Origin of the sequence: Aeromonas sp. FDAARGOS 1418, assembly GCF_019048585.1 — a bacterium.
GTDB classification, from domain to species: domain Bacteria; phylum Pseudomonadota; class Gammaproteobacteria; order Enterobacterales; family Aeromonadaceae; genus Aeromonas; species Aeromonas caviae.
The window spans coordinates 2247835-2271307 of record NZ_CP077387.1 but is presented as its reverse complement, the minus strand read 5'-3'; the positions used below and the strand labels follow the sequence as shown (position 1 = coordinate 2271307).

Below are 23473 nucleotides of genomic sequence, written 5' to 3'. Positions count from 1 at the left end.
CAGATAAAAAACGGGGCGAACCTAGTGGTTCGCCCCTGATGCTTTTTACGTCAACCCCGAGGGGTCAATCCTGTTGGTCTGATGCCGGCTCTGCGTCCTTCGGCGCCTGCCAGCCGCCACCGACGGCCTTGTAGAGGGCGACCTGGTTACTCAGCTGGGCGAGCCGGGTGCTGATGAGCCCCTGCTTGGCGCTGAACAGGGAGCGCTGGGCATCGAGGCGGGTCAGGTAGCTGTCCACCCCTTGCTCGTAACGCACCTCCGCCAGCCTGAAGTAGGTCTGGTTGGCATCCACCAGTGCCTGTTGCGCCTGCAACTGCTGCGCGTAGTCCGCCTGGGCACCGAGGGTGTCCGCGACCTCCTTGAAGGCGGTCTGGATGCTCTTCTCGTAGCTGGCCACCGCCTGCCTGGTCCCCACCTCGGCCACGTCCAGATCCGCAACGCGCTTGCCGCCGTCGAAGATGGGCAGATTGATCTGGGGCATGAAGGTCCAAGTGCCGGTGCCGCCGTCAAACAGACCACTCAGCTGGTTGCTGGCGGTGCCCGCCGTCGCGGTGAGCGAGATGGTCGGGAAGAACGCGGCGCGGGCCGCCCCTATGTTGGCGTTGGCCGCCTTCAGGTTGTGTTCCGCCGCCAGGATGTCCGGGCGTTGCTGCAACAGGCTGGAGGGAGCCCCCACCGGGATCGGCGCCAGTTTCACCTCGGCCAGGGTAGCCGGTTGTGCCGCCAGCACCGGGATATCGGTGCCAAGCAGCAGGGCCAGACCGTTTCTGTCCTGCTTCACCAGACGCTGGTATTGCGCCTGGCTGACCTTGGCGTTTTCCAGTGCCGTGCGTCCCTGGGCCAGCTCCATCTCGGAGGCGGCGCCCAGGCGGTATTTGTGCTCGGTCAGGGCATAGCTCTCCTGCTCGGTGGCGAGGGTCGCCTGGCTCAGGGCCAGCAACTCCTGATCCGCCAGCAAGGTGAAGTAGGCATTGGCCACCGAGGCCACCAGCGCAATCTGGGTGCTGCGCTGGGTCTCGATTTGCGCCAGATAGGTCTCAAGGGCCTGATCTTTCAGGCTCTGGATCCGGCCAAACAGATCCAGCTCATAGGCGGTGATGCCGATGTTGGCGCCATACTGGCTGCTGATGGTGCCCTGCCCCGTACTACTGAGATCATCGGATCCCTGCTGGCGGGTACCGCTGCCACTGGCGGCCAGGGTCGGCAACTGGGCCGCCCGCTGGATACGGTATTTCGTCTCGTAGGCCTCGACGTTGAGGGCTGCCAGGCGCAGATCCCGGTTGCTCTCAAGGGCGGTGCCGATCAGCGTCTGCAGGGCCGGGTCCTGGAACTGCTGGCGCCAGGGGGCAAGTTCCCCCTTGGCGGCCAGGTCAGCTTGCCAGGAGGCGCCTTGGGGCAGCTCGGGGCGCTGGTAGTCGGGGGCCATGGAGCAGGCCCCCAGCAGCAGCGTCACACTCAGGGCGACCAGGGTCTTAGTCATGTTGGGTCTCCTTGGTCAGCGCGGCGCGCTCCTCGGCTGAACTCTGCTTGGTGAAGTAACGCATCACCAGCACGAAGAAGAGCGGCACGAAGAAGATGGCGAGCACTGTGGCCGTGATCATCCCCCCCATGACGCCGGTGCCGATGGCGTTGCGGCTGCTGGCGCCGGCACCAGTGCTTATCACCAGCGGCAAGACGCCGAGGATGAAGGCGAGGGAGGTCATCAGGATCGGACGCAGACGCTGGCGGGAGGCTTCCACCACCGCATCGCCGAGCTTCATCCCCTTGTCGTGGAGCTCCTTGGCGAACTCCACGATGAGGATGGCGTTCTTGGCCGAGAGCCCGATAGTGGTGAGCAGGCCCACCTGGAAGTAGACGTCATTCTCCAGGCCCCGCAGGGTGGCCGCCAAAATGGCGCCCAGTACCCCGAGCGGCACCACCAGCATGACAGAGAACGGAATGCTCCAGCTCTCGTAGAGGGCCGCCAGACAGAGGAAGACCACCAGCAGTGAGATGGCGTAGAGCGCCGGCGCCTGGGAGCCTGCCTGACGCTCCTGGAAGGAGAGCCCTGTCCACTCGATGCCGATGCCTTCCGGCAGCTGCTTCACCATCTGCTCTATGGCAGCCATGGCGTCACCGGTACTCTTGCCCGGCGCCGCTTCACCGACTATCTCCATGGCGGAGACGCCGTTGTAACGCTCAAGACGGGGCGAGCCGAAGCTCCACTCGGTGCTTGCGAAGGCGGAGAAGGGCACCATCTGGCCCGCGCTGTTGCGCACGTACCAGAGCTTCAGATCCTCCGGGTTCATCCGGAAGGGGGCATCCGCCTGCAGATAGACCTTCTTGACCCGGCCTCTGTCGACGAAGTCGTTCACATAGGAGGAGCCCCAGGCCGCCGACAGGGTGTTGTTGATGTCGCTGATGGAGAGCCCCTGGGCCAGCGCCTTCTCGTAATCTATCTTGATGTCGAGCTGGGGGGTGTCTTCCATCCCGTTCGGGCGTACCCGCACCAGGTTGGGATCCTGCGCCGCCATGCCGAGCAGCTGGTTACGGGCCTGCATCAGCTTCTCGTGCCCCAGACCACCGCGGTCCTGCAGGAAGAAGTCGAAGCCGGTGGCCGTGCCGAGTTCCGGGATGGGAGGCAGGTTGAAGGCGAACACCTGCGCCTCCTTGATGCTGAACAGATAGCCCATGGCGCGGCCTATGATGGCGTTGGCGCTGCGCTCCTCCCCTTGACGCTCGCTCCAGTCCTTCAACTTGATGAAGGCCATGCCGCTGTTCTGGCCGCTACCGGCGAAGCTGAAGCCCGCCACCGTCAGCACCGAATCGACGTTGTCCTTCTCGTTCTCGAGGAAGTAGTCGCGCATGTCGGCCAGCACCACCTCGGTACGCTCCTTGGTGGCCCCCACCGGCAGCTGCACCATGGACATGATGACCCCCTGATCCTCTTCCGGCAGGAAGGAGGTGGGCAGGCGCATGAAGAGCACCGCCAGCACCGCCAGCATGGCCAGGTAGATGATGCTGTAACGGGTCCCCTGCTTGATCACCTTGCGCACGCCGTTCTGGTAACGGTTGGCATTGGTGTCGAAGAAGCGGTTGAACCAGCCGAAGAAGCCGCGCTGGGCACCGAACTCCCCGTGTTTCATGGGTTTGAGCAGGGTGGCACAGAGCGCCGGGGTCAGGATCAGGGCCACCAGCACAGAGAGCACCATGGCCGAGACGATGGTGAGGGAGAACTGGCGATAGATGGCGCCGGTCGAGCCGCCGAAGAAGGCCATGGGCACGAACACGGCAGACAGCACCAGGGCGATGCCCACCAGGGCGCCGGTGATCTGGGTCATGGACTTGCGGGTCGCTTCAAGCGGGGAGAGCCCCTCCTCGCTCATCAGCCGCTCCACGTTCTCCACCACTACGATGGCGTCATCCACCAGCAGGCCGATGGCGAGCACCAGACCGAACATGGTCAGGGTGTTGATGGAGAAGCCGAAGGCCGCCATGACACCAAAGGTACCGAGCAGCACCACGGGCACCGCTATGGTCGGGATCAGGGTCGCCCGGAAGTTCTGCAGGAACAGATACATGACGCAGAACACCAGGAAGATCGCCTCGATCAGCGTCTGCACCACCTCCTCGATGGAGATCTTCACGAAGGGCGTGGTGTCGTAGGGGTAGACGATCTCCATGTTGGCCGGGAAGTAGTCGGAGAGCTCACCCAGCTTGGTCCGGACATGCTCGGCGGTGTCCAGGGCGTTGGCACCGGTTGCCAGCTTGATGGCTACCGCCGCCGTGGCCTGGCCGTTGTAGAGCGCGGAGGCATCGTAGCTTTCGCCGGCGAGCTCGACCCGTGCCACGTCCTTGAGCAGCACCTTGGAGCCATCCTGGTTCACCCGCAGCAGAATGTTGTTGAACTCCTCCACGGTGGAGAGACGGGTCTGGCCCATGATGGTGGCGGTGAATTGCTGATCGCTCACCGCAGGGGTGCCCCCCAGCTTGCCGAAGGCAACCTGGGCGTTCTGGGCCTTGATGGCGGCCTGCACGTCTCCCGGGGTCATCTGCACCCGATTGAGCTTGTGAGGATCCAGCCAGACACGCATGGAGTACTGGCTGCCGAACAAGGTGATGTCACCCACACCATCCAGCCGGCTCAGGGGCTCCTTGATGTTGGCCACCACGTAATCCGCCAGGTCATCGTTGGTCATGGACCCGTCGGTGGAGATGAAGGCGGCCACCATCAGGAAGCTGCTGGAGGTCTTCTGGACCCGCACGCCCTGTTGCTGCACCTCTTGGGGCAGGAGCGACATGGCCTGTTGCAGCTTGTTTTGCACCTGCACCTGGGCGATGTCGGGATCCGTACCCGGCTTGAAGGTGAGGGTCACGCTGACGTTCCCTGACGAGTCGGATTGCGCCGACATGTAGAGCAGGTGATCCAGCCCGGTCATGTTCTGCTCGATGATCTGGGTCACCGAGTCTTCCACCGTCTTGGCGGAGGCCCCCGGGTAGCTGGCGGAGATGCCAACCGCCGGCGGGGCGATGGTCGGGTACTGGGCCACCGGCAGGCCGATGATGGCCATGGCCCCGGCCAGCATGATCACCAGGGCGATCACCCAGGCGAAAATGGGTCTATCTATGAAAAAACGTGCCATGAGGCGACTACTCCATCCTACTGCTTGGTTGCCGGGGTCTGTTGTGCGCTGTTGCCGGCACGTTCAGTGGGCGCCACCACGACCCCGGGTTTGACTTTCTGCAGACCGGCGACGATCACCTTCTCGCCAGCCTTGAGACCGGACTCCACCACCCAGCTGTCGCCGGACATGCGGCCGACCTGCACTTCACGCAGTTCCACCTTGTTGTCCGCCGTCACCACCATGACGGTGGCACCGCCCTTGGGGGTGCGGGTCACGGCAGTCTGGGGCACCAGCAGGCCTTGCGGGCGCTCGCCCTCCTGCAAGGTGGCGCGCATGAACATGCCGGGCAGCAGCAGTTGATCCGGGTTGGGCACGATCACCCGCAGGGTCACCATGCCGGTCGCCTCGTCCACGGTCACGTCGGAGAACTGGAGGGCCCCTTTCTCGCCATACTGGCTGCCATCTTCCAGCTGGAAGCTGACACCGGCCCCGTCCTTTTCCCCCTGGGTCAGCTTGCCCTCGGCCACCAGGCGCTTGAGGCGCAGCAGGTCGGCGGTGGACTGGCGCACGTCCACGTACATGGGATCGAGCTGGGAGATGGAGGTGAGGCTGTCCGCCTGCTGGGCGGTCACCAGGGCACCCTCGGTCACCGCCGACTTGCCGATGCGGCCGCTGATGGGGGCAGTGATGCGGGTGTAGGCCAGGTTGATGTTGGCGGTCTGCAATGCGGCCTTGGCGGCCCCGATCTCGGCCAGCTGCTGTTTCCAGGCCGCGTCGGCGTCGTCATACTCCTGGCTGCTGATGGCTTTCACCTTCACCAGCTCGGCGTAGCGCTGGGCCTTGAGGCGGGCGCTGCGCTCGTTGGCCTCGGCCTTGGCGAGGTTGGCCTTGGCGGAAGCCACTTCGGCCTGATAGACGGCGGGATCAATCTGATAGAGCAGTTGACCGGCCTTGACGTCGCTCCCCTCGGTGAACAGGCGCTTGAGGATGATGCCGTTCACCTGGGGACGCACCTCGGCCACCCGCAGGGGGGCGGTGCGGCCGGTAAGCTCGGACAACAGTTGCAGGGGGGCCGTATGGAGGGTGACCACGTCCACGGCGGCGGGAGGCATCTCCCCCATGGCCTGCTGGGCCCCGTCCTTGTCACCACAGCCAGCCAGCAGGCCGCTTGCCAGCAAGGCAAGGCCGACCGAACGTGCGAGAATATGTTTATGCATCAAGACTCTGAACCTCTGTTTCAATCAAAAAGAAGTGACAAAACCACAGGGTTTATAAGGCCCCTGTTGGTAAAACGGCGAAGATGAGGCAATATACATACATTCATGAATGTATGTAAGAAACTTTTTTCACTTTTAAACAGGACCGGAGTCAATGGCCAGACGCACCAAAGAAGAGGCGCAGCAAACCCGCTGCAACATCATGAGCACGGCCCTGGATCTCTTCTGCCAACAGGGGCTGGCACGCACCAGCCTGACCGATATCGCCAAGGCGACGGACCTCACCCGGGGCGCCATCTACTGGCACTTCAAGAATAAAGAAGAGCTGTTCGTCACCCTGTGGGAGGAGCTGTGTGCCCCCCTCTCCCACCAGCTCGATGCCTGCGTCGACGAGGCGGAGGCGGATCCCCTGGGCAAGCTGCGCAGCTTTCTCAAGGAGGTGATGCTCAAGATCAGCACCGAGCCCGCCCACCAGCAGATGTTCACCATCATGTTCAATCTGGAATCCATGGAGGGAGAGGCCGCCGTCATGCGCGAGCACATGCACCTGCAATCCATGAATTTCTTCCGGGATCTGGAGATCACCCTGGCCAATGCCGTGCGTCGCGGCCAACTGCCCGAGGGGCTGGATCTGCGCCGCGCCGCCACCCTGCTCCACTGCACCCTGGACGGCTACATCATCAACTGGCTGCACTTCCCGGATCGCATCGATCTGATTGAGGAGTCGGACTTTCTCCTCGATACCCTGTTCACCCTCATCGCGAGCCCCACCCTTCGCCGCCACCCCTGAGTCTGCAAGACGCGCCGCCCCCGCCAATGCTCAACAGCCGGGGGCAAACCTGCTAGAGTAACGCCCCCCACCACGATGAGCCCGACACCCTTGCCACACGCCCCCGCGCCGGCGCACGACGCCGCCCCTCGCCCCGCCCTCGTGGCAGGCGCCCATGCCCTCTTCCTGGCCCTGCTGGGCAGCGGCCGTCATCTGCTGGAGGCCGGTTGCGGGGCAGGAGAGGATCTGCGCCTCTTTCGCCAGCAAGACCTCACCGTGACCGCCTTCGATGCGAGCCGGGCGCAGGCCGCCGCCGCCTCGCGCCTGTGTGGCCAGCCGGTGCGGGTCTGCCGCTTCGAGCAGATGCAAAGCGTCGTTCCCTATGACGGCATCTGGGCCAGCGGCTCCCTCCCCTGTCTGCCCGAACACGAGATAGCCCCGGCGCTCGGTCATCTGGCCACCCTGCTCAAGGCCGGGGGCCCCCTCTACGCCTCCTTCCCCCACGGGGAGGGCGAACCGCTGCCACGGTCGGGGGAATATCCCCTGCAGACCCGGCTCGACGAGGCGGGGCTGCGACGCCTGATCGCTCCCCTCCCCTTCACCCTGCACCATGGCTGGGTGGGGGAAGATGAGGTGAACGGCCCCTGGCTGCACGCCTTGCTGGTGCGGCGCTGATCCGCGAAAGCCCCCGGGGACAGTGACACCTCACGGCATTCAGCCCGTTAACAATATTTAACCCTAAGTTAACCACCACAAAGCAGACAAGATGCGGCGTTTGTGTTAAAAAGCGGCATTAAATTCAAAATTAAATAACAAATCAGACACCAACACCTGGATTCCCCCATGAAACTCGTTCTCAATCTGGTTGCCGGTATCCTCGCCGGCCTGCTGCTCGGTCTCTATGCCCCCGAATGGGTCGCCCGCGTGCTGTTCACCGCCAAGACGGTGATAGGCCAGCTCATCACCTTCACCATCCCGCTCATCATCCTCTTTTTCATCATGAGCGGCATCGCCAGCCTGCCGAAGAACTCCGGCAAGCTGCTGGGCAAGACGGTGGGGCTCTCCTACTGCTCCACCATACTGGCGGGCCTGTTCGCCTTCACCGTGGCGAGCCACCTGATCCCGCACCTGACCACGGCCGCCGAGCCCACCGCCGAGGCTGCCACCAAGCTCGCTTCCTACATCAATCTCGAGATCCCGCCCCTGTTCGGGGTGATGTCGGCCCTGGCCGCCGCCTTCGTGTTCGGCATCGGCATCAGCGCCACCCAGGCCACCGACCTGCGCCGGGTCGCCGATCAGGGCCGTGACATCATCGACCGCCTGCTGGCACGCGTGATCATTCCCCTGCTCCCCTTCTACATCGCCGGCGTCTTCGTCGAGATGACGGTGGAAGGCACCGTCTTCGCCACCCTCAAGACCTTCGGGGTAGTGCTGGTGATGGCCATCGTCATGCACTGGATCTGGCTCTGCGTCCTGTTCGTCGGCACCGGCCTCGCCCAGGGGCGCTCCCCCGTCATGCTCATCAAGAACATGCTGCCCGCCTACTTCACCGCCCTTGGCACCATGTCCAGCGCCGCCACCATTCCGGTGGCCCTGCAAGCCAGCAAGCGCAACGGCGTGAGCGACGGCATCGCCAACTTCACCGTGCCCCTGTGCGCCACCATCCACCTGTGCGGCTCCACCATCACCCTGGTGACCTGCGCCACGGCGGTGATGTTCCTCTCCGAACACCTGGCCATTCCGGGCTACGGCACCATGGTGCCCTTCATCATGATGCTGGGCGTCATCATGATTGCCGCGCCGGGCGCACCGGGTGGCGGTGTCATGTCCGCGCTCGGCCTGCTCACTTCCATGCTCGGCTTCGGTGAGGCCTCCATCGCCCTGATGATCGCCCTCTACCTGGCCCAGGACAGCTTCGGCACCGCCTGCAACGTCACCGGTGATGGCGTCATCGCCCTGTGGGCCGACCGCTTCGCCCGGGGCGAGCCAGCACTCAGCACCGAGCAGGACGCAGCCTGATAGCGCAGGCAATAAAAAAACGGGAGCCATCGGCTCCCGTTTTTCGTTGGCGCAAGAGGGCGTCTCAGCCCCGGCGACGGATCACCCCTTCCTGCATGGTGCTCGCCACCAATACCCCATCCCGGGTGAAGAACTGGCCGCGCACCAGACCCCGACCGCCGCTGGCGCTCGGGCTGTCCACCACGTAGAGCAGCCAGTCGTCCAGCCGGAACTCCCGGTGGAACCACATGGAGTGATCGATGGTGGCCACCTGCATGTCCGGCTCCCAGTAGGAGACCCCGTGGGGCTGCAGGGCGGCGAACAGGAAGTGGAAGTCGGAGGCATAGGCCAGCAGGTAGTTGTGGACCCGCTGATCGTCCGGCACCGGGCCATTGGCCTTGAACCAGGTGTAGCGAAGGGGCTCGTGAACATCCGGGCGGATGGGGTCCACCAGGGTCACGGGGCGAATTTCGATGGGCTTCTCGCACAGGATCTTGTCCCGCAGGGCCGCCGGGATCATCTGCTCGTAGGGACGCACCAGCTCCAGCTCGCTCTTGAGCTGCTCGGGGGGCGTGATGCCGGCCGGCATCTTCGTCTGATGCTCGAAGCCCTCGGCCTCCACCTGGAAGGAGGCGTTGAGGTAGAAGATGGGCTTGCCATTCTGGATGGCCTTGACCCGGCGGGTGGAGACTGTCTGGCCGTCGCGGATGTTCTCCACGTCGTAGACGATGGGCTTGTTGGCATCCCCGGGGCGCAGGAAGTAGGAGTGGAAACTGTGGACCTGGCGGTCGCTTGCCACCGTCTGCTTGGCGGCTGACAAGGCCTGCCCCATCACCTGTCCGCCAAACACGGATCGCAACCCGAGATCCTGGCTCTGGCCCCGAAACAGGCCCTCCTCGATCTTTTCGAGCGCCAGCAACGCCAGCAGCTCATCCAGTACCTTGCTCATTGGTTTCTCCTGTCTTTGTGCGCGAAAGGCTAACAATCCCGTCCCGGCAGGGCAACAGCTCCCTCGGCAGGGTCGAAAAAAGAAAGAGAAATTGATGAAAACAAAAATGCATTAGCAAAAGGAATGAAAAAGCCCCCTGCGCCGCCCTCTTTGTCGTACCAGGCCGGGAACATGTCCGGAACACAAAAAAGCCCGCACCTTGGAGTGCGGGCTTGTGCGTATCCGGGGCGAGCGGCCCGTGGCGGCGGCTTACTTGCTGCCGGTGCCGGAATTGCGGGTGGAGGAGGTCGGCTTGCGACGGGCGGTGGTGGCACGGGCGCGCGGCTCCTTGCCCTGCATCTCCTTGTGGCGCTTCACGGCGCGACGGATCTGGGCGGCCTGCTTGTGGCGGGTGCTCTTGCCATCCTGCTGCAGATCGACCTTGGATTCGGTCTCGTTGGGCAGGTTGACCAGGCCGCGCAGGTAGTTCACCTCGGGGAGTTTCAGCTCCTGCCAGCCGCCGCGGGGGATGCCGCGATCCAGCTTGACGTCGCCGTAGCGGATACGCATCAGGCGGCTCACCTGCACTTCCTGGGATTCCCACAGGCGGCGCACTTCCCGGTTGCGGCCCTCGGTCAGGGTGACGTTGAACCACTGGTTCAGCCCTTCACCGCCGGCCGGCTTGATCTTGTTGAACTTGGCCATGCCGTCTTCCAGCTGCACGCCCTTGCGCAGGCGCTGCAGCATGGCTTCGGTGATCTCGCCAAAGACCCGCACCGCGTATTCCCGCTCCACTTCGTGGCTCGGGTGCATCAGGCGGTTCGCCAGCTCGCCGTCGGTGGTGAACAGCAAGAGACCGGAGGTGTTGACGTCGAGACGACCCACCGCAATCCAGCGGGCGCCATCCATCTTGGGCAGACGATCAAACACGGTGGGACGTCCTTCCGGATCGTGGCGGGTGCACATCTCCCCTTCGGGCTTGTGGTAGGCCAGCACGCGGCAGATCACTTCCTCTGCGGCGCGGGTCTTGACCTGGTGGCCATCCACCCGGATCACGGCGTTCACTTCGACGCGATCCCCCAGCGTGGCGACCTTGCCATCCACGCTGACCCGACCTGCGGTGATCAGGGCCTCCATCTCACGACGGGAGCCTTGACCCGCGCGGGCCAATACTTTTTGCAGTTTTTCACTCATCGGGTTTACCTGATTGTTGATCGCTGCCCGCCGACATCGCGGACAACCTTGGCTCTTGTGGGACGGCCCCGTTGGCCTCCCCACCATGTTCATGCTCAGCACGGCCTGCCAGAGGCTGACCGTCACCGCCCTCGCCCGGCATGAGCGACAAGGGGGCCTGCAGCTCGGGATCCAGCTCGGGGAGCTGCTCCAGACTCTGCAGGTTGAAATAGTCCAGAAATTCACGGGTGGTGGCGAGCAGCTCGGGGCGACCCGCCACCTCCTTGTGGCCGATGCTGCGCACCCAGCCACGCTCCTTGAGGGTGTTGACGATCTGGCTCGACACCGCCACCCCGCGGATGGCTTCTATCTCCGCCCGGGTGATGGGCTGACGATAGGCAATCAGCGTCAGCGTCTCCATCACGGCGCGAGAATAACGGGGAGCCCGCTCGCTCCACAGGCGCGACAGCTCCTCGGCATACTCCTGGCGGGCCTGGAAACGCCAGCCGGAGGCCACCTCTTTGAGCTCGACCCCCCGCTCGCTGTAATCCTGTCTGAGCTCTGCCAGCAGCAGCTGGACATAGCGGCCGGTGACCGGGTAGTCCGAGAGCACGCTGCCCTTGATTTCGCTCACCGTGAGGGGACGCCCCGCCACGAAGATCGCCGCCTCGATCAGGGTCTTCAATCGTTCAGCAGGCAGCGCCACGGTGGACCTCCCGGGTCCGCGCCCCTGACGCCGCCCCTCGCTCAGTGTAGATGCTCATGCTCCTCCCCTTTCCCCTGACTCGCCAGGGCAAAATGGATGGGGCCCAGGGGCTCCGCCTGCAAGATCCAGATCAATTGCTCCTTGCACAGCTCCAGCAGGGCCAGGAAGGTCACCAGCACTCCCATGCGCCCCTCCTCGGCCCGCAGCACCTGCTCCAGGCGCAGGGTCTGGCCCAGGGAGAGCATGGCGAGGATCTCCGCCATCCGTACCCGGGTCGGGATCTGCTCGCGGCGGATCTGGTGATGTTCAAAATGAGTCGCGCGTTTTACCACACTTTGCATGTAAAGGGCGAGTTCAACCAGAGAAACATCGGGCGCCAATGGCTTCAAGGCACCAAAATCCGGCGCCATGGCGGCGGCGACGAAGATCTCCCGCTCCACCCTCGGCAGGGCATTGACCCGCTCCGCCCCCAGCTTGTAGCGCTCGTACTCCTGCAGGCGACGAATGAGGGTGACGCGGGGGTCTTCCCCCTCCTCCTCGTCTTCCAGCTCCGGGGCCTTGGGCAGCAGCAGGCGGGACTTTATCTCCGCGAGCCAGGCCGCCATCAGCAGGTATTCCGCCGCCAGCTCGAGGTTGAGACCCTGCATCAGATCCACGTACTCCATGTACTGGGCGGTGATCTGCAGGATGGGCAGGTTGAGGATGTCGAGCTGCTGGCGCCGGATGAGGTAGAGCAAGAGATCCAGCGGCCCCTCGAAGGTGTCGAGAAACACCTCAAGCGCATCGGGGGGGATGAACAAGTCCTGGGGCAGCTCATGGTAGGGCTGCCCCAGCACGGTGGCGATGGGCGGGGGAAGGGAAGCCTCCCCCGTCGTGCCCGCGGGGGTTGTCAGCGCGGGCACGGGGTCGGCAAGATCACTCAAACGGCGTCGGATCCCCGGCACCGCGGCGACGCAGCACGGGCTCGTCGTCGGAGAAGTCCACCACAGTGGTGGGCTGCTCGCCCAGATACCCGCCGTTGACCACCAGATCCAGCTGCTTGCCGAGCTTGTCGGCAATCTCCTCGGGGTCGAACTCCGCCATCTCGGAGCCCGGCAGGATCAGGGTGGTGGAGAGCAGCGGCTCACCGAGGGCCTCGAGCAAGGCCAGCGCGATGTTGTTGGCCGGGACCCGGATGCCGATGGTCTTCTTCTTCTCGTTCATGAGGCGACGCGGCACCTCCTTGGTGGCCTTGAAGATGAAGGTGTAGGGTCCGGGGGTGTTGTTCTTGACCAGCCGGAAGGCGGTGTTGTCCACCTTGGCATAGGTGGAGATCTCCGAGAGATCCCGGCACACCAGGGTGAAGTCGTGGTTCGGCTCGATGCGACGGATGCGGCAGATGCGCTCCAGGGCATCCTTGTTGCCCATCTGGCAGCCCAGGGCGTAGCCGGAGTCGGTGGGATAGACGATGACGCCGCCGTTTTGCAGGATCTGCACCGCCTGGCTGATGAGGCGAACCTGGGGATTGTCGGGATGTACGTAAAAATGCTGACTCATATGCTCTTCTCGCGATAGGGGGCACGCTCGTTGCCCGCTTCATGGTCAAGGGCCCCTTGGCCCATGACACTACCTTAACCTGTTTGACGCAGACTCGCCTGCATCAAAGATGCCGGCCCGGGGGTCAGCGGCTGGCCAGCAGGCCCGCATGCTCCTCGGGGGTGAGCCCGAAATGACCGGGGTGACCGAGCCACAGCGGCATCCCCTCCTTGGGGAGCCAGAGGTGGCGGCCAAGCTCGGTCCAGTTGGAGGGGAAGTGAAAATCGGACCCCACCGAAATATAGAGATCGTGCTCCCTGGCCCACTGGCCGAGATTCGCCCGCTCCTGTGGACTCTGCTGGGGCAGGGAGACCTCCATGGCATCCCCCCCGACGGCCTTGAAGGCCACCAGCAGCCGCTTGATCCACTTGGCGGTGAGATTGTAGCGGCTCGGGTGGGCCAGCACCGCCAGCCCGCCTGCGGCGTGGATGGCCTCGATGGCCTCCCCCATCCCGGGCCACTCGGCGGGCACATAGCCCTTGTTGCCCCGGCTCAGGTACTTCTTGAACACCTTCTGCATATTGTCGGCCACCCCGCGCGCCACCAGCACCCGGGCAAAGTGGGCCCGGGTCACGGCGGCGTCACCGGCGAGCTGCTTGGCCTCTTCATAGGTGCCCGGGATGAGGCACTTCTCCAGACGACGCCCGATCTCCTCGGCGCGCGCCTCCCGGCGAGCCCGCTGCCCTGCCAGAAAGGCGAGCAACTGGGGATTTTTCTCGTCCACCCCAAGGGCCACGATGTGGATCTCGTGATGCTCCCACCCGGTGGAGATCTCCACCCCGCTCACCAGGCGCAGTGGCAACTGGTCGGCCAAGATGGTCTGGCGCACCTCCTCAAGCCCGTCGAGGGTATCGTGGTCAGTGACCGCTAACACCTCCACCCCTTTTTCGGCGGCGCGGCGCACCAGGTCGGCGGGGCTCAGCACCCCGTCCGAGGCGGTGGTGTGGCAATGAAGATCGAATCTCATCGGCGTGTTTCGCTCTTGTTTGGGACCTGCCTGGAAAAGGCCGGCAAAAAAGCGACTTGACTTGGCCGCGGCTTTATCGTTTTCTGTAGGCACTTCATTGCAAACATCTTTTTACAGGACTCAATCTCATGCAAGCGACTTCCATCCTGACCATCTGGTGGTGGCACACTCCCTGACATGCGGGCGTGTGGTCGTTGCTGTACCTGTAATCTGACAGCAAGTTAAGAACCCAAAGAAAAAGCCCGCTGACCCCAGCGGGCTTTTTTATTATCCGGCAAATGGACCTGTGATGAAACCGACAATTCAGAGAAGCACACTGACATGGCGATGGCGAACTCGCTGACGTGACCCGAACCCGACCCATTTTCAAGAGAGACAGCGCCATGACCATCGGTGACACACAACACATGCAAGGGAAGGCATTATGACAGGCAACAAGACCCGTTTGCCCCTGGGCGAATTCGATACCATCCGGCTCAATGCCCCCTATGTGACAGACCCCCTGGCACTCTATACCCGACTCTGCCAGGACAGACCCAACAACCTGCTGCTCGAATCGGTGGAGATCGACTCCAAGGCCGGTACCCAGAGCCTGCTGCTGGTGGACGCCTGCCTGCGCATCGAGTGCCGCGGCCGCGCCGTGCAGGTGCGCCCCCTCGGCGACAACGGCGCCGCCCTGCTGCGCCTGCTGGAGCAACGCCTGCCCGCCGTCATCACCCAGACCTGGGTGGCGGACGAGCTGCACCTCGACTTCCCGGCGTCCGATCGGGAACTTGACGAAGACAGCCGCCTCAAGGGCAGCAGCGTGCTGGACGTGCTGCGCACCCTGCAGCGGGAACTGCAATGCCCGCAGGGCAAAGAGGCCCTCTTCATGGCGGGCAGCTTCGCCTACGACCTCATCGCCTCCTTTGAAGACTTGCCCGAGGTGCCAGAGGGGAGCAACGACTGCCCTGACTACTGCTTCTATGTGGCCGAGACCCTGATCACCATCGATCACATCAAGCAGAGCACCCAGTTGGTGGCCTGCCTGTTCGGCGGCGAAGAGGATGAGCAGCTGGACGCGCGCTACGCCCGCCTGACCGCTCGCCTCGAGTCCTTCAAGCAGGCCTGTCAGCAGCCGCTGCCTGCGCCGCAGGGCACGGCGCCACTGACCGGCGCCCTGGCCGTCGACAAGGGGGACAAGCAGTTCTGCGCCGAGGTCGAGAAGCTCAAGGGCTTCATCCGCCGTGGTGACATCTTCCAGGTGGTGCCGTCCCGCAGCTTCTCCCTCCCCTGCCCGGATCCCGTCGCCGCCTATCGCCGCCTCAAGCAGACCAACCCCAGCCCCTACATGTTCTACGTGCAGGACGAGGGCTTCACCCTGTTTGGGGCCTCCCCCGAGAGCGCGGTCAAGTTCTGCGCCAACAGCCGCCAGGTGGAGATGTACCCCATCGCCGGCACCCGCCGCCGCGGCCTCAACCCGGACGGCAGCATCAACCTGGATCTGGATGGTCGCATCGAGCTGGAGCTGCGTCAGGACGAGAAAGAGGTGGCCGAGCACCTGATGCTGGTGGATCTGGGCCGCAACGACATCGCCCGCATCTCCGCCCCCGGTACCCGCTACGTCAAGGATCTGCTGAAAGTGGATCGCTACAGCCACGTCATGCACCTGGTCTCCCGGGTGGTGGGCACCCTTCGCGCCGACCTTGACGCCCTGCACGCCTACCAGGCCTGCATGAACATGGGCACCCTGACCGGTGCCCCCAAGCTGCGCGCCAGCGAGCTTATCCGCATGGTGGAAGGCAAGCGTCGCGGCAGCTACGGCGGCGCCGTGGGTTACCTGAACGGCGCAGGGGAGATGGACACCTGCATCGTCATCCGCTCCGCCTTCGTGAAAGAGGGGGTCGCCCATGTCCAGGCCGGCGCCGGGGTGGTCTATGACTCCAAACCCCAGGCCGAGGCGGACGAGACCCGCGCCAAGGCGGCGGCCGTGCTGGCCGCCATCGCTGCCAGCCATGGCACCTCCCTGCAGGCCCTCAGCGCCCAGCAGGAACAACACAAGGACGTGAGCCATGATTAACATCTTCCTGCTCGACAACGTCGATTCGTTCACTTACAACGCTTTGGCCGACCAGTTCCGCACTTCGAAGGAGCAGTCCCATGACTAACATCTTCCTGCTCGACAACTTCGACTCGTTTACCTACAACCTCGTCGACCAGTTCCGCACCCTGGGCTACCCGGTGCGCATCTACCGCAACAGCCTGCCGGCGAGCCGCATCATGCAGGAGATCGACGCCTGCGAAGGGGACGCCGTGCTGGTGCTCTCCCCGGGGCCGGGCGCACCCCATGAGGCGGGCTGCCTCATCGATCTCATCAAGCTGGCCCGGGGCCGGGTGCCCATCCTCGGCATCTGCCTCGGTCATCAGGCCCTGTGCGAAGCCTACGGCGGCACCGTCGGGGCGGCGGGGGAAATCGTCCACGGCAAGCGCTCCCTCATCGAGCACAACGGCCATGGCGCCTTCGCGGGGCTGCCGAGCCCCTTGCCGGTGGCCCGCTACCACTCCCTGGTGGCCACCTATGTGCCACAAGAGTTGCAGGTGATTGCCCACTATCAGGGCATGCCCATGGCCATCGAGCAGCGTGACGAGCGGGTGCTGGGCTTCCAGTTCCACCCGGAATCCATCATGACCAGCGAAGGGGCCCGCCTGCTCACCCAGGCCCTCGCCCATGTCACCCGTCCAGAAAGCCACGTGCGGTAAGGAAGAGACCATGCATCAACATCTCAACACCCTCTATCAGGGTCAGTCTCTCACCCGCGACGCCGCCCGCGACGCCTTCGGCCAGGTGGTTCGTGGTGAAGTGGATCCCATCGTGCTCGCGAGCCTTTTGACCGCCCTCAAGATCAAGGGGGAGACCCCGGAGGAGATCGCCGGCGCCGCCGAGGCGCTCTTGGCCGAAGCCCGCGACTTCCCGCGCCCGGACTATGCCTTCTGCGACATCGTCGGCACCGGGGGAGACGGCCTCAACACCATCAACGTCTCCACCACCTCGGCCCTGGTGGCCGCCGCCTGCGGCCTGAAAGTGGCCAAGCACGGCAACCGCTCGGTCTCGAGCAAGTCGGGGTCGAGCGATCTGCTCGACAAAATGGGCATCAAGCTCGACATGAGCCCGGCCCAGGCCCGCCGCTGCCTGGACGAGCTCGGGGTCTGCTTCCTGTTCGCCCCCCAGTACCACGCCGGGGTACGCCACGCCATGCCGGTGCGCCAGGCCCTCAAGACCCGCACCCTGTTCAACGTGCTGGGGCCGCTCATCAACCCCGCTCGTCCCAGCTTCCAGCTGATGGGGGTCTATGCCCCCGAGCTGGTGCGCCCCATCGCCGAAACCCTGCTGGCACTCGGCCTGAAAACCGGTATGGTGGTGCACGGCGCCGGTCTCGACGAGATTGCCATCCACGGCCCGACCCAGGTGGCGGAGATCCGCGACGGCGAAATTCGCGAGTACTTGCTCACCCCGGCGGACTTTGGCCTCGACACCTACCCGGTCAGCGCCATCCAGGGCGGTGAGCCCGAGGAGAACCGCGCCATCACCGCCGCCATCCTGGAAGGGCGCGGCAGCCCGGCCCACAACGCCGCCATCGCCGCCAACGTGGCGCCGCTCCTGGTGATGGCGGGCGAGGCCCCGGACTTTCGGCAGGCCGCCGCCCGGGTGCTGGCGGTGCTGGCAAGCGGCCAGGCCGCCCTCCTCGCCCGGGATCTCGCTACCCTGAGCCATCAGGAGGCATGATGTCAGCCACCACCACAGCGTGCCCCAGGGGCACTCACCCAGAACGCCCGACGGGCAACAGCCAGCTTCGCAAGGATAACGAGATGTCAGATGTCATTGCTCCCCACGCCTTTCTGAACATGGCCTCCATCAGCCAGACCATTCTCGGCAAGATCGTGGCGGCCAAGCAGGAGTGGGTCGCCGCCCGCAAGGAGAGCCAGCCCCTGGCGAGCTTCCAGGACGCGCTGACCCCGAGCGATCGGGACTTCGAGGGGGATCTGCGCAAAGGCTCCACCCGCTTCATTCTGGAGTGCAAGAAGGCCTCCCCCTCCAAGGGCTTGATCCGGAATGACTTCAGCCCGGAGGCCATCGCCGACATCTATGGCCACTACGCCACCGCCATCTCGGTGCTGACGGACGAGAAGTTCTTCCAGGGGGATTTCGCCTTCCTGCCCCGGGTACGCGGCCGCGTCCAGCAGCCGGTGCTCTGCAAGGACTTCATGATTGACCCCTATCAGGTCTATCTGGCCCGCCACTATCAAGCGGACGCCATCCTCCTGATGCTCTCGGTGCTCACCGACGAGGGGTATCGTGCCCTGTTTGCGGTCGCAAAAGAATTGGGCCTCGGGGTGCTCACCGAGGTGAGCAACGAGGAGGAGCTGACCCGCGCCATCGACCTCGGCGCCCCGGTGATTGGCATCAACAACCGGGATCTGCGGGATTTGAGCGTCGATCTCGCCCGCACCCGGCAGCTGGCGGCCAGGATCCCGGGGGATCGGGTGGTGATCAGCGAATCCGGCATCAACCACCGCGCCCAGGTGGCGGCCCTGCGCCACCACGCCAAGGGCTTCCTGGTGGGCTCTTCCCTCATGGCGGAGCCGGATCTGGAGGCCGCGGTGCGCAAGCTCGTGCTCGGCCAGAACAAGGTGTGCGGCCTGACCCGTCCCGAGGACGCCGCTGCTGCCCATCAGGCGGGCGCCGTGTTCGGCGGCCTGATTTTTGTGGCGAAAAGCCCGCGCTACGTGGACATTCCCGCCGCCCGCGCCGTGATGGCGGGCGCGCCGCTCTCTTACGTCGGGGTGTTTCGCAATGCCCAGCCCGCCACCATCGCCAAGACGGTGGATGCACTGGGGCTCGCCGCCGTGCAACTGCACGGGGATGAAGATGCCGCCTATATCGAGACCCTGCGCCCCCTGCTGCCGGCGGGCTGCCAGATCTGGAAGGCCATCGGTGTCACAAGCGGCGAGCCCCTGCCCGCCCTCGACTACCCGGCGGATCGCCTGCTGCTTGATACCAAAGTTGGCAGCCAGAGTGGCGGCACCGGCCAGGCGTTCGACTGGACCCTGCTGGCCCACCTCGATAAAGCCCGGCTGATGCTGGCGGGGGGCCTCAACCCCGACAACGCCCTCGAGGCCGCCCGGGTGGGCTGTCTCGGCCTTGATTTCAACTCCGGGGTGGAGAGTGCCCCGGGCAGGAAGGATGCCCACAAGCTGGCGGCCGCCTTTGGCGCCCTGCGCCAACTGTGAGCGCCCCCGTGACTCATTCAACGAATTAATGAACTGCGTTTGCCCATAAGCACAAGGAATAATGTATGACCCTGCTCAACCCGTTTTTCGGTGAATGTCGTCGATGACATGTATGTGCCCCAGCCATACGCCTCAGCCCGACAAGGCTCATACCTGATCTCAATTGCAGAATGTAAAGGAAGATAACCATGACCCTGCTCAATCCGTTTTTTGGTGAATTTGGCGGCATGTATGTGCCCCAGATCCTCATCCCCGCCCTGCTCCAGCTGGAGAAGGCCTTCGTCGATGCCAAGGATGATCCGGCCTTCGTCGCCGAGTTTCAGGCGCTCCTGACCGAGTACGCCGGTCGCCCGACGCAGCTCACCCTGACCCGCAATCTGACCAAGGGCACCAAGACCCGCCTCTACCTCAAGCGTGAAGATCTGCTGCACGGCGGCGCCCACAAGACCAACCAGGTGCTGGGTCAGGCCCTGCTCGCCAAGCGCATGGGCAAGCACGAGATCATCGCCGAGACCGGCGCCGGTCAGCACGGTGTGGCCACTGCGCTGGCCTGCGCCCTGCTCGGCCTCAAGTGCCGGGTCTACATGGGGGCCAAGGATTGCGAGCGCCAGAAGCCCAACGTGTTTCGCATGAAGCTGATGGGGGCCACCGTGATCCCGGTGCACTCCGGCTCCAGCACCCTCAAAGATGCCTGCAACGAGGCACTGCGCGACTGGGCTGCCAACTATGAAACCGCCCACTACCTGCTCGGCACCGCCGCCGGCCCCCACCCCTTCCCCACCATCGTGCGGGAGTTCCAGAAGATGATCGGGGAAGAGGCCAAAGCCCAGTGCTTCGAAAAAGAAGAGCGCCTGCCGGATGCGGTGATCGCCTGCGTTGGCGGCGGCTCCAATGCCATCGGCATGTTTGCGGACTTTATCGATGAGCCTTCCGTGCGCCTTATCGGGGTCGAGCCCGGTGGTCACGGCATCGAGAGCGGCGAGCACGGCGCACCGCTCGGTCACGGCAGCAAGGGGGTCTTCTTTGGCATGCACTCCTACCTGATGCAGGACAACCAGGGCCAGATCCAGGAGTCCTACTCCGTCTCGGCGGGGCTCGACTTCCCCTCCGTCGGCCCCCAGCACGCCCACCTGGCCGCCATCGGCCGCGCCGAGTACCCCTCGGTGACCGACAAGGAGGCGCTGGACGCCTTCCAGGAGCTGGCCAAATCCGAAGGCATTATCCCGGCGCTGGAGTCCTCCCACGCCCTAGCCCATGCCCTCAAGATGGCCCGCAGCGAACCCGAGAAAGAGCAGGTGCTCATCGTCAACCTCTCCGGCCGTGGCGACAAAGACATCTTCACCGTTGCCGACATCTTTGAAAAAGAAGGAACCTTGTCATGAATCGCTACGCACAACTCTTCTCCCGTCTGGACAAGGCCAATCAGGGCGCCTTCGTGCCCTTCGTGATGCTGGGTGACCCCACCCCCGAATTGTCCCTGGCCATCGTCGATGCCCTGGTCGAAGGGGGCGCCGACGCCCTCGAACTCGGCATTCCCTTCTCCGATCCGGTGGCGGACGGCCCCACCATTCAGGGCGCCGCCCTGCGTGCCTTTGCCAGCCACACCACCCCGGACGACTGCTTCGGCCTGCTCGCCCGCATCCGCGCCAAGTACCCGCAGCTGCCCATTGGCCTCCTGGTCTACGCGAACCTGGTCTATGTGCGCCACATCGACGGCTTCTACGAGAAGTGCCAGCAGGCAGGGGTGGACTCCGTGCTGGTGGCGGACGTGCCGGTGCAGATGTGCGAACCCTACAAGGCGGCCGCCGACAAGTTCGGCATCGACAGCATCTTTATCGCCCCGCCCAACGGCGATGCCGAGACCCTCAAGGCCGTTGCCGAGCTCGGCTCCGGTTACACCTATCTGGTGAGCCGCGCCGGCGTGACCGGTGCCGAGACCAAGGCCGGCATGCCGGTGGAGGGGCTGATCAATACCTTGCGCGAGTTCAACGCCCCCCCCGCCCTGCTCGGCTTTGGCATCAGCGAACCGGCTCAGGTACGTGACGCCATCAAGGCTGGCGCCGCCGGTGCCATCTCCGGCTCCGCCGTGGTGAAGATCATCGAGACCCACCACCAGAACCCGGAGCATATGCTCACTCGCCTGAAAGAGTTTGTGGAAGGGATGAAGGCCGCGACCAATCGATAAGGAGCGGCATTGGTCAAATGCCATTGACCATGTCTGCAAAAAGGGAGCCTGATAGGCTCCCTTTCTATTTTCTGCTTGTTGCCGCTCCCAGCGTCTTTGTCCCCTCTCCCCTTGGGAGAGGGCAAGGGTGAGGGAACCCATAATCCCCCGGCGTTATCGAATCGTAGATACCGTCTGTGTTAGCAAGATTCCTGGCTGTAGTTTTTGTTATAAGGCTGACGGTTTTTAATGACGCCAAAGTGAAGCGCCCCTGGTTTTCTAGACACTTTGTTGCTGAAAAATAAACTGCCTTTCAAACTCTACCGGCGACAGCCCATCATTGGAACCATGACGCCTGATTGGGTTGTAAAACATCTCGATATAATCAAACACATCGCTGCGGGCTTCGTCTCTTGTCGCGTAAATCCTGCGCTTGATCCGCTCCCGTTTGAGCAACTGAAAGAAGCTCTCGGCGACCGCGTTGTCGTGACAGTTACCCCGTCGGCTCATACTGCAACTCAGGTTGTGGGCCTTCAGAAAGTCTTGCCATTCACCACCGGTAAACTGGCTGCCCTGATCCGAATGCACCAGTACCGGCTGCTTGGGTTTGCGCCGCCAGACGGCCATCAATAACGCATCAACCGCCAAGTCTGCCGTCATGCGTGACTTCATCGCCCAGCCGACGATCTGGCGAGAGAACAGGTCGAGCACCACCGCCAGGTACAGCCACCCTTCTTGAGTGCGAATGTAGGTAATGTCAGTCACCCAGGTGATGTTGGGGGCTGGCACCTTAAACTGACGTGCCAGCGTGTTTGGGGCAGCTTGCGTGCTCTTGCCTCCATAATGCCCCTTGCGGCGTTGATAGCCCGTTTGCGAACGCAGTCCCTCCCGCTTCATTAATTTGGCCACACGGTGCTTGCCGCAGGCTTCCCCTGCGTCACGAAGGTCGCGATGGATCTTGCGATAACCGTAGACAGCACCACTTTCCAGCCAGGATTGCTTGACCAATCCGGTCAGTCGTTCGTCCTCCTGCTGTCGTGGCGATGTGGGCTGTTTCAACCACGCGTAGAAGCCACTTCGGTGAACCCCCAGGGTCTGGCACAGGGTAACGACACTGTACCGGTCGAGTCGGGAGGTTATGAACGCGTACCTTTCCTTGACTCGCTGGCAAAGTACGCGGCGGCCTCCTTTAGAATATTGCGCTCCTCGGTGACCTGGCGCAGTTCAGTTTTCAGGCGGCGGATCTCGGCTTGCAAGGCAGACTCTTCTATCTGCTGGTCAGCAGGCTTACCGTACTGCTTGAGCCATGCATACAGGCTGTGGCTGGATACCCCGATGGCACGTGCAACGTCAGCCACCGGCCGCCCGCGCTCGGTGATTTGTTTAACGGCTTCTATTTTGAATGTTTCTGGATAACGCTGACGGGTCATAACACCTCCAATAGTTGCCTCATTTTAAGGCTGTGAGGTGTCTAGGGAACTGGGGGCGATTCAATCTGGTTTTAGTGGGTCGTGTCACGACAGGGCGGCGTAGATTTCCCTGGCAAGGTATCATTCGATCTGGAGGATAATGATGGACATTCGACATAGAGAGCCCGTCAAAGAGTATGTTATCAAGGCAGGCATGACGTCTGTTTCGAACAATTCCAAATGGAATCGTCTTTTTGCGTTGCTGCATCAGAGCAACAGGTTCTTCCAATACCGGCGAACGGATCTGGATGGTTCCACATTTCCAGAAGATGGCAAGAGCTATACACCAGAACTGGCCCAATATTGGGGCAACTTCTGGGCCATGGAGTTCCTGGACGTCCTGGCATACCAGGCTCACTCCAGAGGGGCATTGCTGGCACCGGACATTGAAGATTTCACGGATGAAGCGATTCATATTGCGAGCCAGGCCGGTGTCAAATTTACCATGCTGGAGCGTGGTATCCGGGTCTGGGGCTATGTGAGAAAAGAGAGCCATCCCGTTTTCGTCTGCATGCACAACCAGTCTCTACAGGCGCAGCGGCAGGACCACTGCGCAAACTAGCGTACTGTGTTGACCCTTATTTTTCTGCATTGCGTAAACGACTTGCGCCCCAAAAAGAGCGACGAATGTCTTG

20 protein-coding genes are annotated in these 23473 nt (G+C 63.5%); 10 read left to right on the top strand and 10 right to left on the bottom strand.

The features are described from left to right. Positions 1–64: 64 nt before the first annotated feature. From I6L48_RS10800 to I6L48_RS10790, 3 genes are read right to left on the bottom strand one after another with little or no spacing between them, the layout of a single operon-like run. The gene (locus tag I6L48_RS10800) at positions 65–1480 is read right to left on the bottom strand and encodes an efflux transporter outer membrane subunit (RefSeq protein ID WP_216987185.1); all 1416 of its coding nucleotides are present in this window, start codon (positions 1478–1480) and stop codon (positions 65–67) included. Next, positions 1473–4622 (bottom strand): efflux RND transporter permease subunit, encoded by a 3150-nt coding sequence (locus I6L48_RS10795; RefSeq protein WP_216987184.1) that lies wholly within the window; start codon positions 4620–4622, stop codon positions 1473–1475. The genes I6L48_RS10800 and I6L48_RS10795 overlap by 8 nt, the downstream gene beginning before the upstream one ends. Positions 4623–4639: 17 nt before the next feature. Continuing rightward, positions 4640–5821 (bottom strand): efflux RND transporter periplasmic adaptor subunit, encoded by a 1182-nt coding sequence (locus I6L48_RS10790; protein WP_010673710.1) that lies wholly within the window; start codon positions 5819–5821, stop codon positions 4640–4642. 154 nt (positions 5822–5975) lie between these two features. Here I6L48_RS10790 and I6L48_RS10785 point away from each other — a divergent pair, with 154 nt between their 5' ends. The 3 genes from I6L48_RS10785 to I6L48_RS10775 all read left to right on the top strand — a co-directional run bounded on the left by I6L48_RS10785 (position 5976) and on the right by I6L48_RS10775 (position 8609). Beyond that, positions 5976–6611, top strand: coding sequence for a TetR family transcriptional regulator (locus I6L48_RS10785; protein ID WP_041213205.1), 636 nt, complete (start codon positions 5976–5978; stop codon positions 6609–6611). A 90-nt stretch (positions 6612–6701) separates the two neighbouring features. After that, entirely contained in the window at positions 6702–7265 is a 564-nt protein-coding gene (locus I6L48_RS10780) for a bifunctional 2-polyprenyl-6-hydroxyphenol methylase/3-demethylubiquinol 3-O-methyltransferase UbiG (RefSeq protein ID WP_223918245.1), read from the top strand. 168 nt (positions 7266–7433) lie between these two features. Next, positions 7434–8609 (top strand): dicarboxylate/amino acid:cation symporter, encoded by a 1176-nt coding sequence (locus I6L48_RS10775; protein WP_042014198.1) that lies wholly within the window; start codon positions 7434–7436, stop codon positions 8607–8609. 64 nt (positions 8610–8673) lie between these two features. Here I6L48_RS10775 and tesB read toward each other — a convergent pair whose 3' ends face one another. The 6 genes from tesB to I6L48_RS10745 form a co-directional block, all read right to left on the bottom strand. Then, positions 8674–9537, bottom strand: a complete 864-nt coding sequence (gene tesB, locus I6L48_RS10770; protein WP_103260450.1) for an acyl-CoA thioesterase II — start codon at positions 9535–9537, stop codon at positions 8674–8676. 249 nt (positions 9538–9786) lie between these two features. After that, entirely contained in the window at positions 9787–10710 is a 924-nt protein-coding gene (gene rluB / locus I6L48_RS10765) for a 23S rRNA pseudouridine(2605) synthase RluB (protein ID WP_039039190.1), read from the bottom strand. Then, complete coding sequence (gene scpB, locus I6L48_RS10760; protein ID WP_043155571.1) at positions 10703–11395, bottom strand: SMC-Scp complex subunit ScpB; 693 nt, start codon at positions 11393–11395, stop codon at positions 10703–10705. The genes rluB and scpB overlap by 8 nt, the downstream gene beginning before the upstream one ends. Before the next feature lie 41 nt (positions 11396–11436). Then, positions 11437–12318: a ScpA family protein gene (locus tag I6L48_RS10755; protein ID WP_010673703.1), complete on the bottom strand. Its 882-nt coding sequence runs from the start codon at positions 12316–12318 to the stop codon at positions 11437–11439. Next, the gene (locus I6L48_RS10750) at positions 12311–12931 is read right to left on the bottom strand and encodes an L-threonylcarbamoyladenylate synthase (RefSeq protein WP_010673702.1); all 621 of its coding nucleotides are present in this window, start codon (positions 12929–12931) and stop codon (positions 12311–12313) included. Before I6L48_RS10750 ends, I6L48_RS10755 begins: the two co-directional genes overlap by 8 nt. 124 nt (positions 12932–13055) lie before the next feature. After that, positions 13056–13937: a PHP domain-containing protein gene (locus tag I6L48_RS10745; RefSeq protein WP_111896898.1), complete on the bottom strand. Its 882-nt coding sequence runs from the start codon at positions 13935–13937 to the stop codon at positions 13056–13058. A 424-nt stretch (positions 13938–14361) separates the two neighbouring features. Between I6L48_RS10745 and I6L48_RS10740 the strand changes: the two genes are divergently transcribed. The 6 genes from I6L48_RS10740 to trpA all read left to right on the top strand — a co-directional run bounded on the left by I6L48_RS10740 (position 14362) and on the right by trpA (position 21390). Next, positions 14362–15996 carry an anthranilate synthase component 1 gene (locus tag I6L48_RS10740; RefSeq protein ID WP_216987183.1) on the top strand — a complete coding sequence of 545 codons (1635 nt, stop codon included), beginning with the start codon at positions 14362–14364 and terminating at the stop codon, positions 15994–15996. An 80-nt stretch (positions 15997–16076) separates the two neighbouring features. Then, entirely contained in the window at positions 16077–16676 is a 600-nt protein-coding gene (locus I6L48_RS10735) for an aminodeoxychorismate/anthranilate synthase component II (protein WP_039039194.1), read from the top strand. A 10-nt stretch (positions 16677–16686) separates the two neighbouring features. Beyond that, complete coding sequence (gene trpD / locus I6L48_RS10730; protein ID WP_010673697.1) at positions 16687–17700, top strand: anthranilate phosphoribosyltransferase; 1014 nt, start codon at positions 16687–16689, stop codon at positions 17698–17700. Then, positions 17700–19205, top strand: coding sequence for a bifunctional indole-3-glycerol-phosphate synthase TrpC/phosphoribosylanthranilate isomerase TrpF (trpCF, locus tag I6L48_RS10725; RefSeq protein WP_216987182.1), 1506 nt, complete (start codon positions 17700–17702; stop codon positions 19203–19205). The genes trpD and trpCF overlap by 1 nt, the downstream gene beginning before the upstream one ends. Before the next feature lie 188 nt (positions 19206–19393). Next, positions 19394–20587, top strand: a complete 1194-nt coding sequence (gene trpB, locus I6L48_RS10720; RefSeq protein ID WP_216987181.1) for a tryptophan synthase subunit beta — start codon at positions 19394–19396, stop codon at positions 20585–20587. Beyond that, positions 20584–21390 carry a tryptophan synthase subunit alpha gene (gene trpA, locus I6L48_RS10715; protein WP_039039197.1) on the top strand — a complete coding sequence of 269 codons (807 nt, stop codon included), beginning with the start codon at positions 20584–20586 and terminating at the stop codon, positions 21388–21390. Before trpB ends, trpA begins: the two co-directional genes overlap by 4 nt. Before the next feature lie 258 nt (positions 21391–21648). Here the strand turns inward: trpA and I6L48_RS10710 are convergent. Then, positions 21649–22799, bottom strand: a protein-coding gene (locus tag I6L48_RS10710) for an IS3 family transposase (protein ID WP_111736006.1) whose coding sequence is annotated in 2 segments (ribosomal slippage) — positions 21649–22562 and positions 22562–22799 — 1152 coding nt in all. Because the reading frame shifts where the segments join, the coding sequence is not laid out codon by codon here. 142 nt (positions 22800–22941) lie between these two features. On the opposite strand from I6L48_RS10710, the gene I6L48_RS10705 reads away from it, so the two are divergent. Continuing rightward, positions 22942–23400 carry a DUF6678 family protein gene (locus I6L48_RS10705; RefSeq protein WP_103260459.1) on the top strand — a complete coding sequence of 153 codons (459 nt, stop codon included), beginning with the start codon at positions 22942–22944 and terminating at the stop codon, positions 23398–23400. The last annotated feature ends 73 nt before the right edge of the window (positions 23401–23473 follow it).

Excerpts from the sequence above, each read along its gene's own strand:
- I6L48_RS10775 (WP_042014198.1), top strand. The coding sequence starts at position 7,434 with ATGAAACTCGTTCTCAATCTGGTTGCCGGTATCCTCGCCGGCCTGCTG.
- tesB (WP_103260450.1), bottom strand. The coding sequence starts at position 9,537 with ATGAGCAAGGTACTGGATGAGCTGCTGGCGTTGCTGGCGCTCGAAAAG.
- rluB (WP_039039190.1), bottom strand. The coding sequence starts at position 10,710 with ATGAGTGAAAAACTGCAAAAAGTATTGGCCCGCGCGGGTCAAGGCTCC.
- I6L48_RS10740 (WP_216987183.1), top strand. The coding sequence starts at position 14,362 with ATGACAGGCAACAAGACCCGTTTGCCCCTGGGCGAATTCGATACCATC.
- trpA (WP_039039197.1), top strand. The coding sequence starts at position 20,584 with ATGAATCGCTACGCACAACTCTTCTCCCGTCTGGACAAGGCCAATCAG.
- I6L48_RS10790 (WP_010673710.1), bottom strand. The coding sequence starts at position 5,821 with ATGCATAAACATATTCTCGCACGTTCGGTCGGCCTTGCCTTGCTGGCA.
- trpB (WP_216987181.1), top strand. The coding sequence starts at position 19,394 with ATGACCCTGCTCAATCCGTTTTTTGGTGAATTTGGCGGCATGTATGTG.
- I6L48_RS10735 (WP_039039194.1), top strand. The coding sequence starts at position 16,077 with ATGACTAACATCTTCCTGCTCGACAACTTCGACTCGTTTACCTACAAC.
- trpD (WP_010673697.1), top strand. The coding sequence starts at position 16,687 with ATGCATCAACATCTCAACACCCTCTATCAGGGTCAGTCTCTCACCCGC.
- trpCF (WP_216987182.1), top strand. The coding sequence starts at position 17,700 with ATGTCAGCCACCACCACAGCGTGCCCCAGGGGCACTCACCCAGAACGC.
- I6L48_RS10785 (WP_041213205.1), top strand. The coding sequence starts at position 5,976 with ATGGCCAGACGCACCAAAGAAGAGGCGCAGCAAACCCGCTGCAACATC.
- I6L48_RS10800 (WP_216987185.1), bottom strand. The coding sequence starts at position 1,480 with ATGACTAAGACCCTGGTCGCCCTGAGTGTGACGCTGCTGCTGGGGGCC.
- I6L48_RS10705 (WP_103260459.1), top strand. The coding sequence starts at position 22,942 with ATGGACATTCGACATAGAGAGCCCGTCAAAGAGTATGTTATCAAGGCA.
- I6L48_RS10750 (WP_010673702.1), bottom strand. The coding sequence starts at position 12,931 with ATGAGTCAGCATTTTTACGTACATCCCGACAATCCCCAGGTTCGCCTC.
- I6L48_RS10745 (WP_111896898.1), bottom strand. The coding sequence starts at position 13,937 with ATGAGATTCGATCTTCATTGCCACACCACCGCCTCGGACGGGGTGCTG.
- I6L48_RS10795 (WP_216987184.1), bottom strand. The coding sequence starts at position 4,622 with ATGGCACGTTTTTTCATAGATAGACCCATTTTCGCCTGGGTGATCGCC.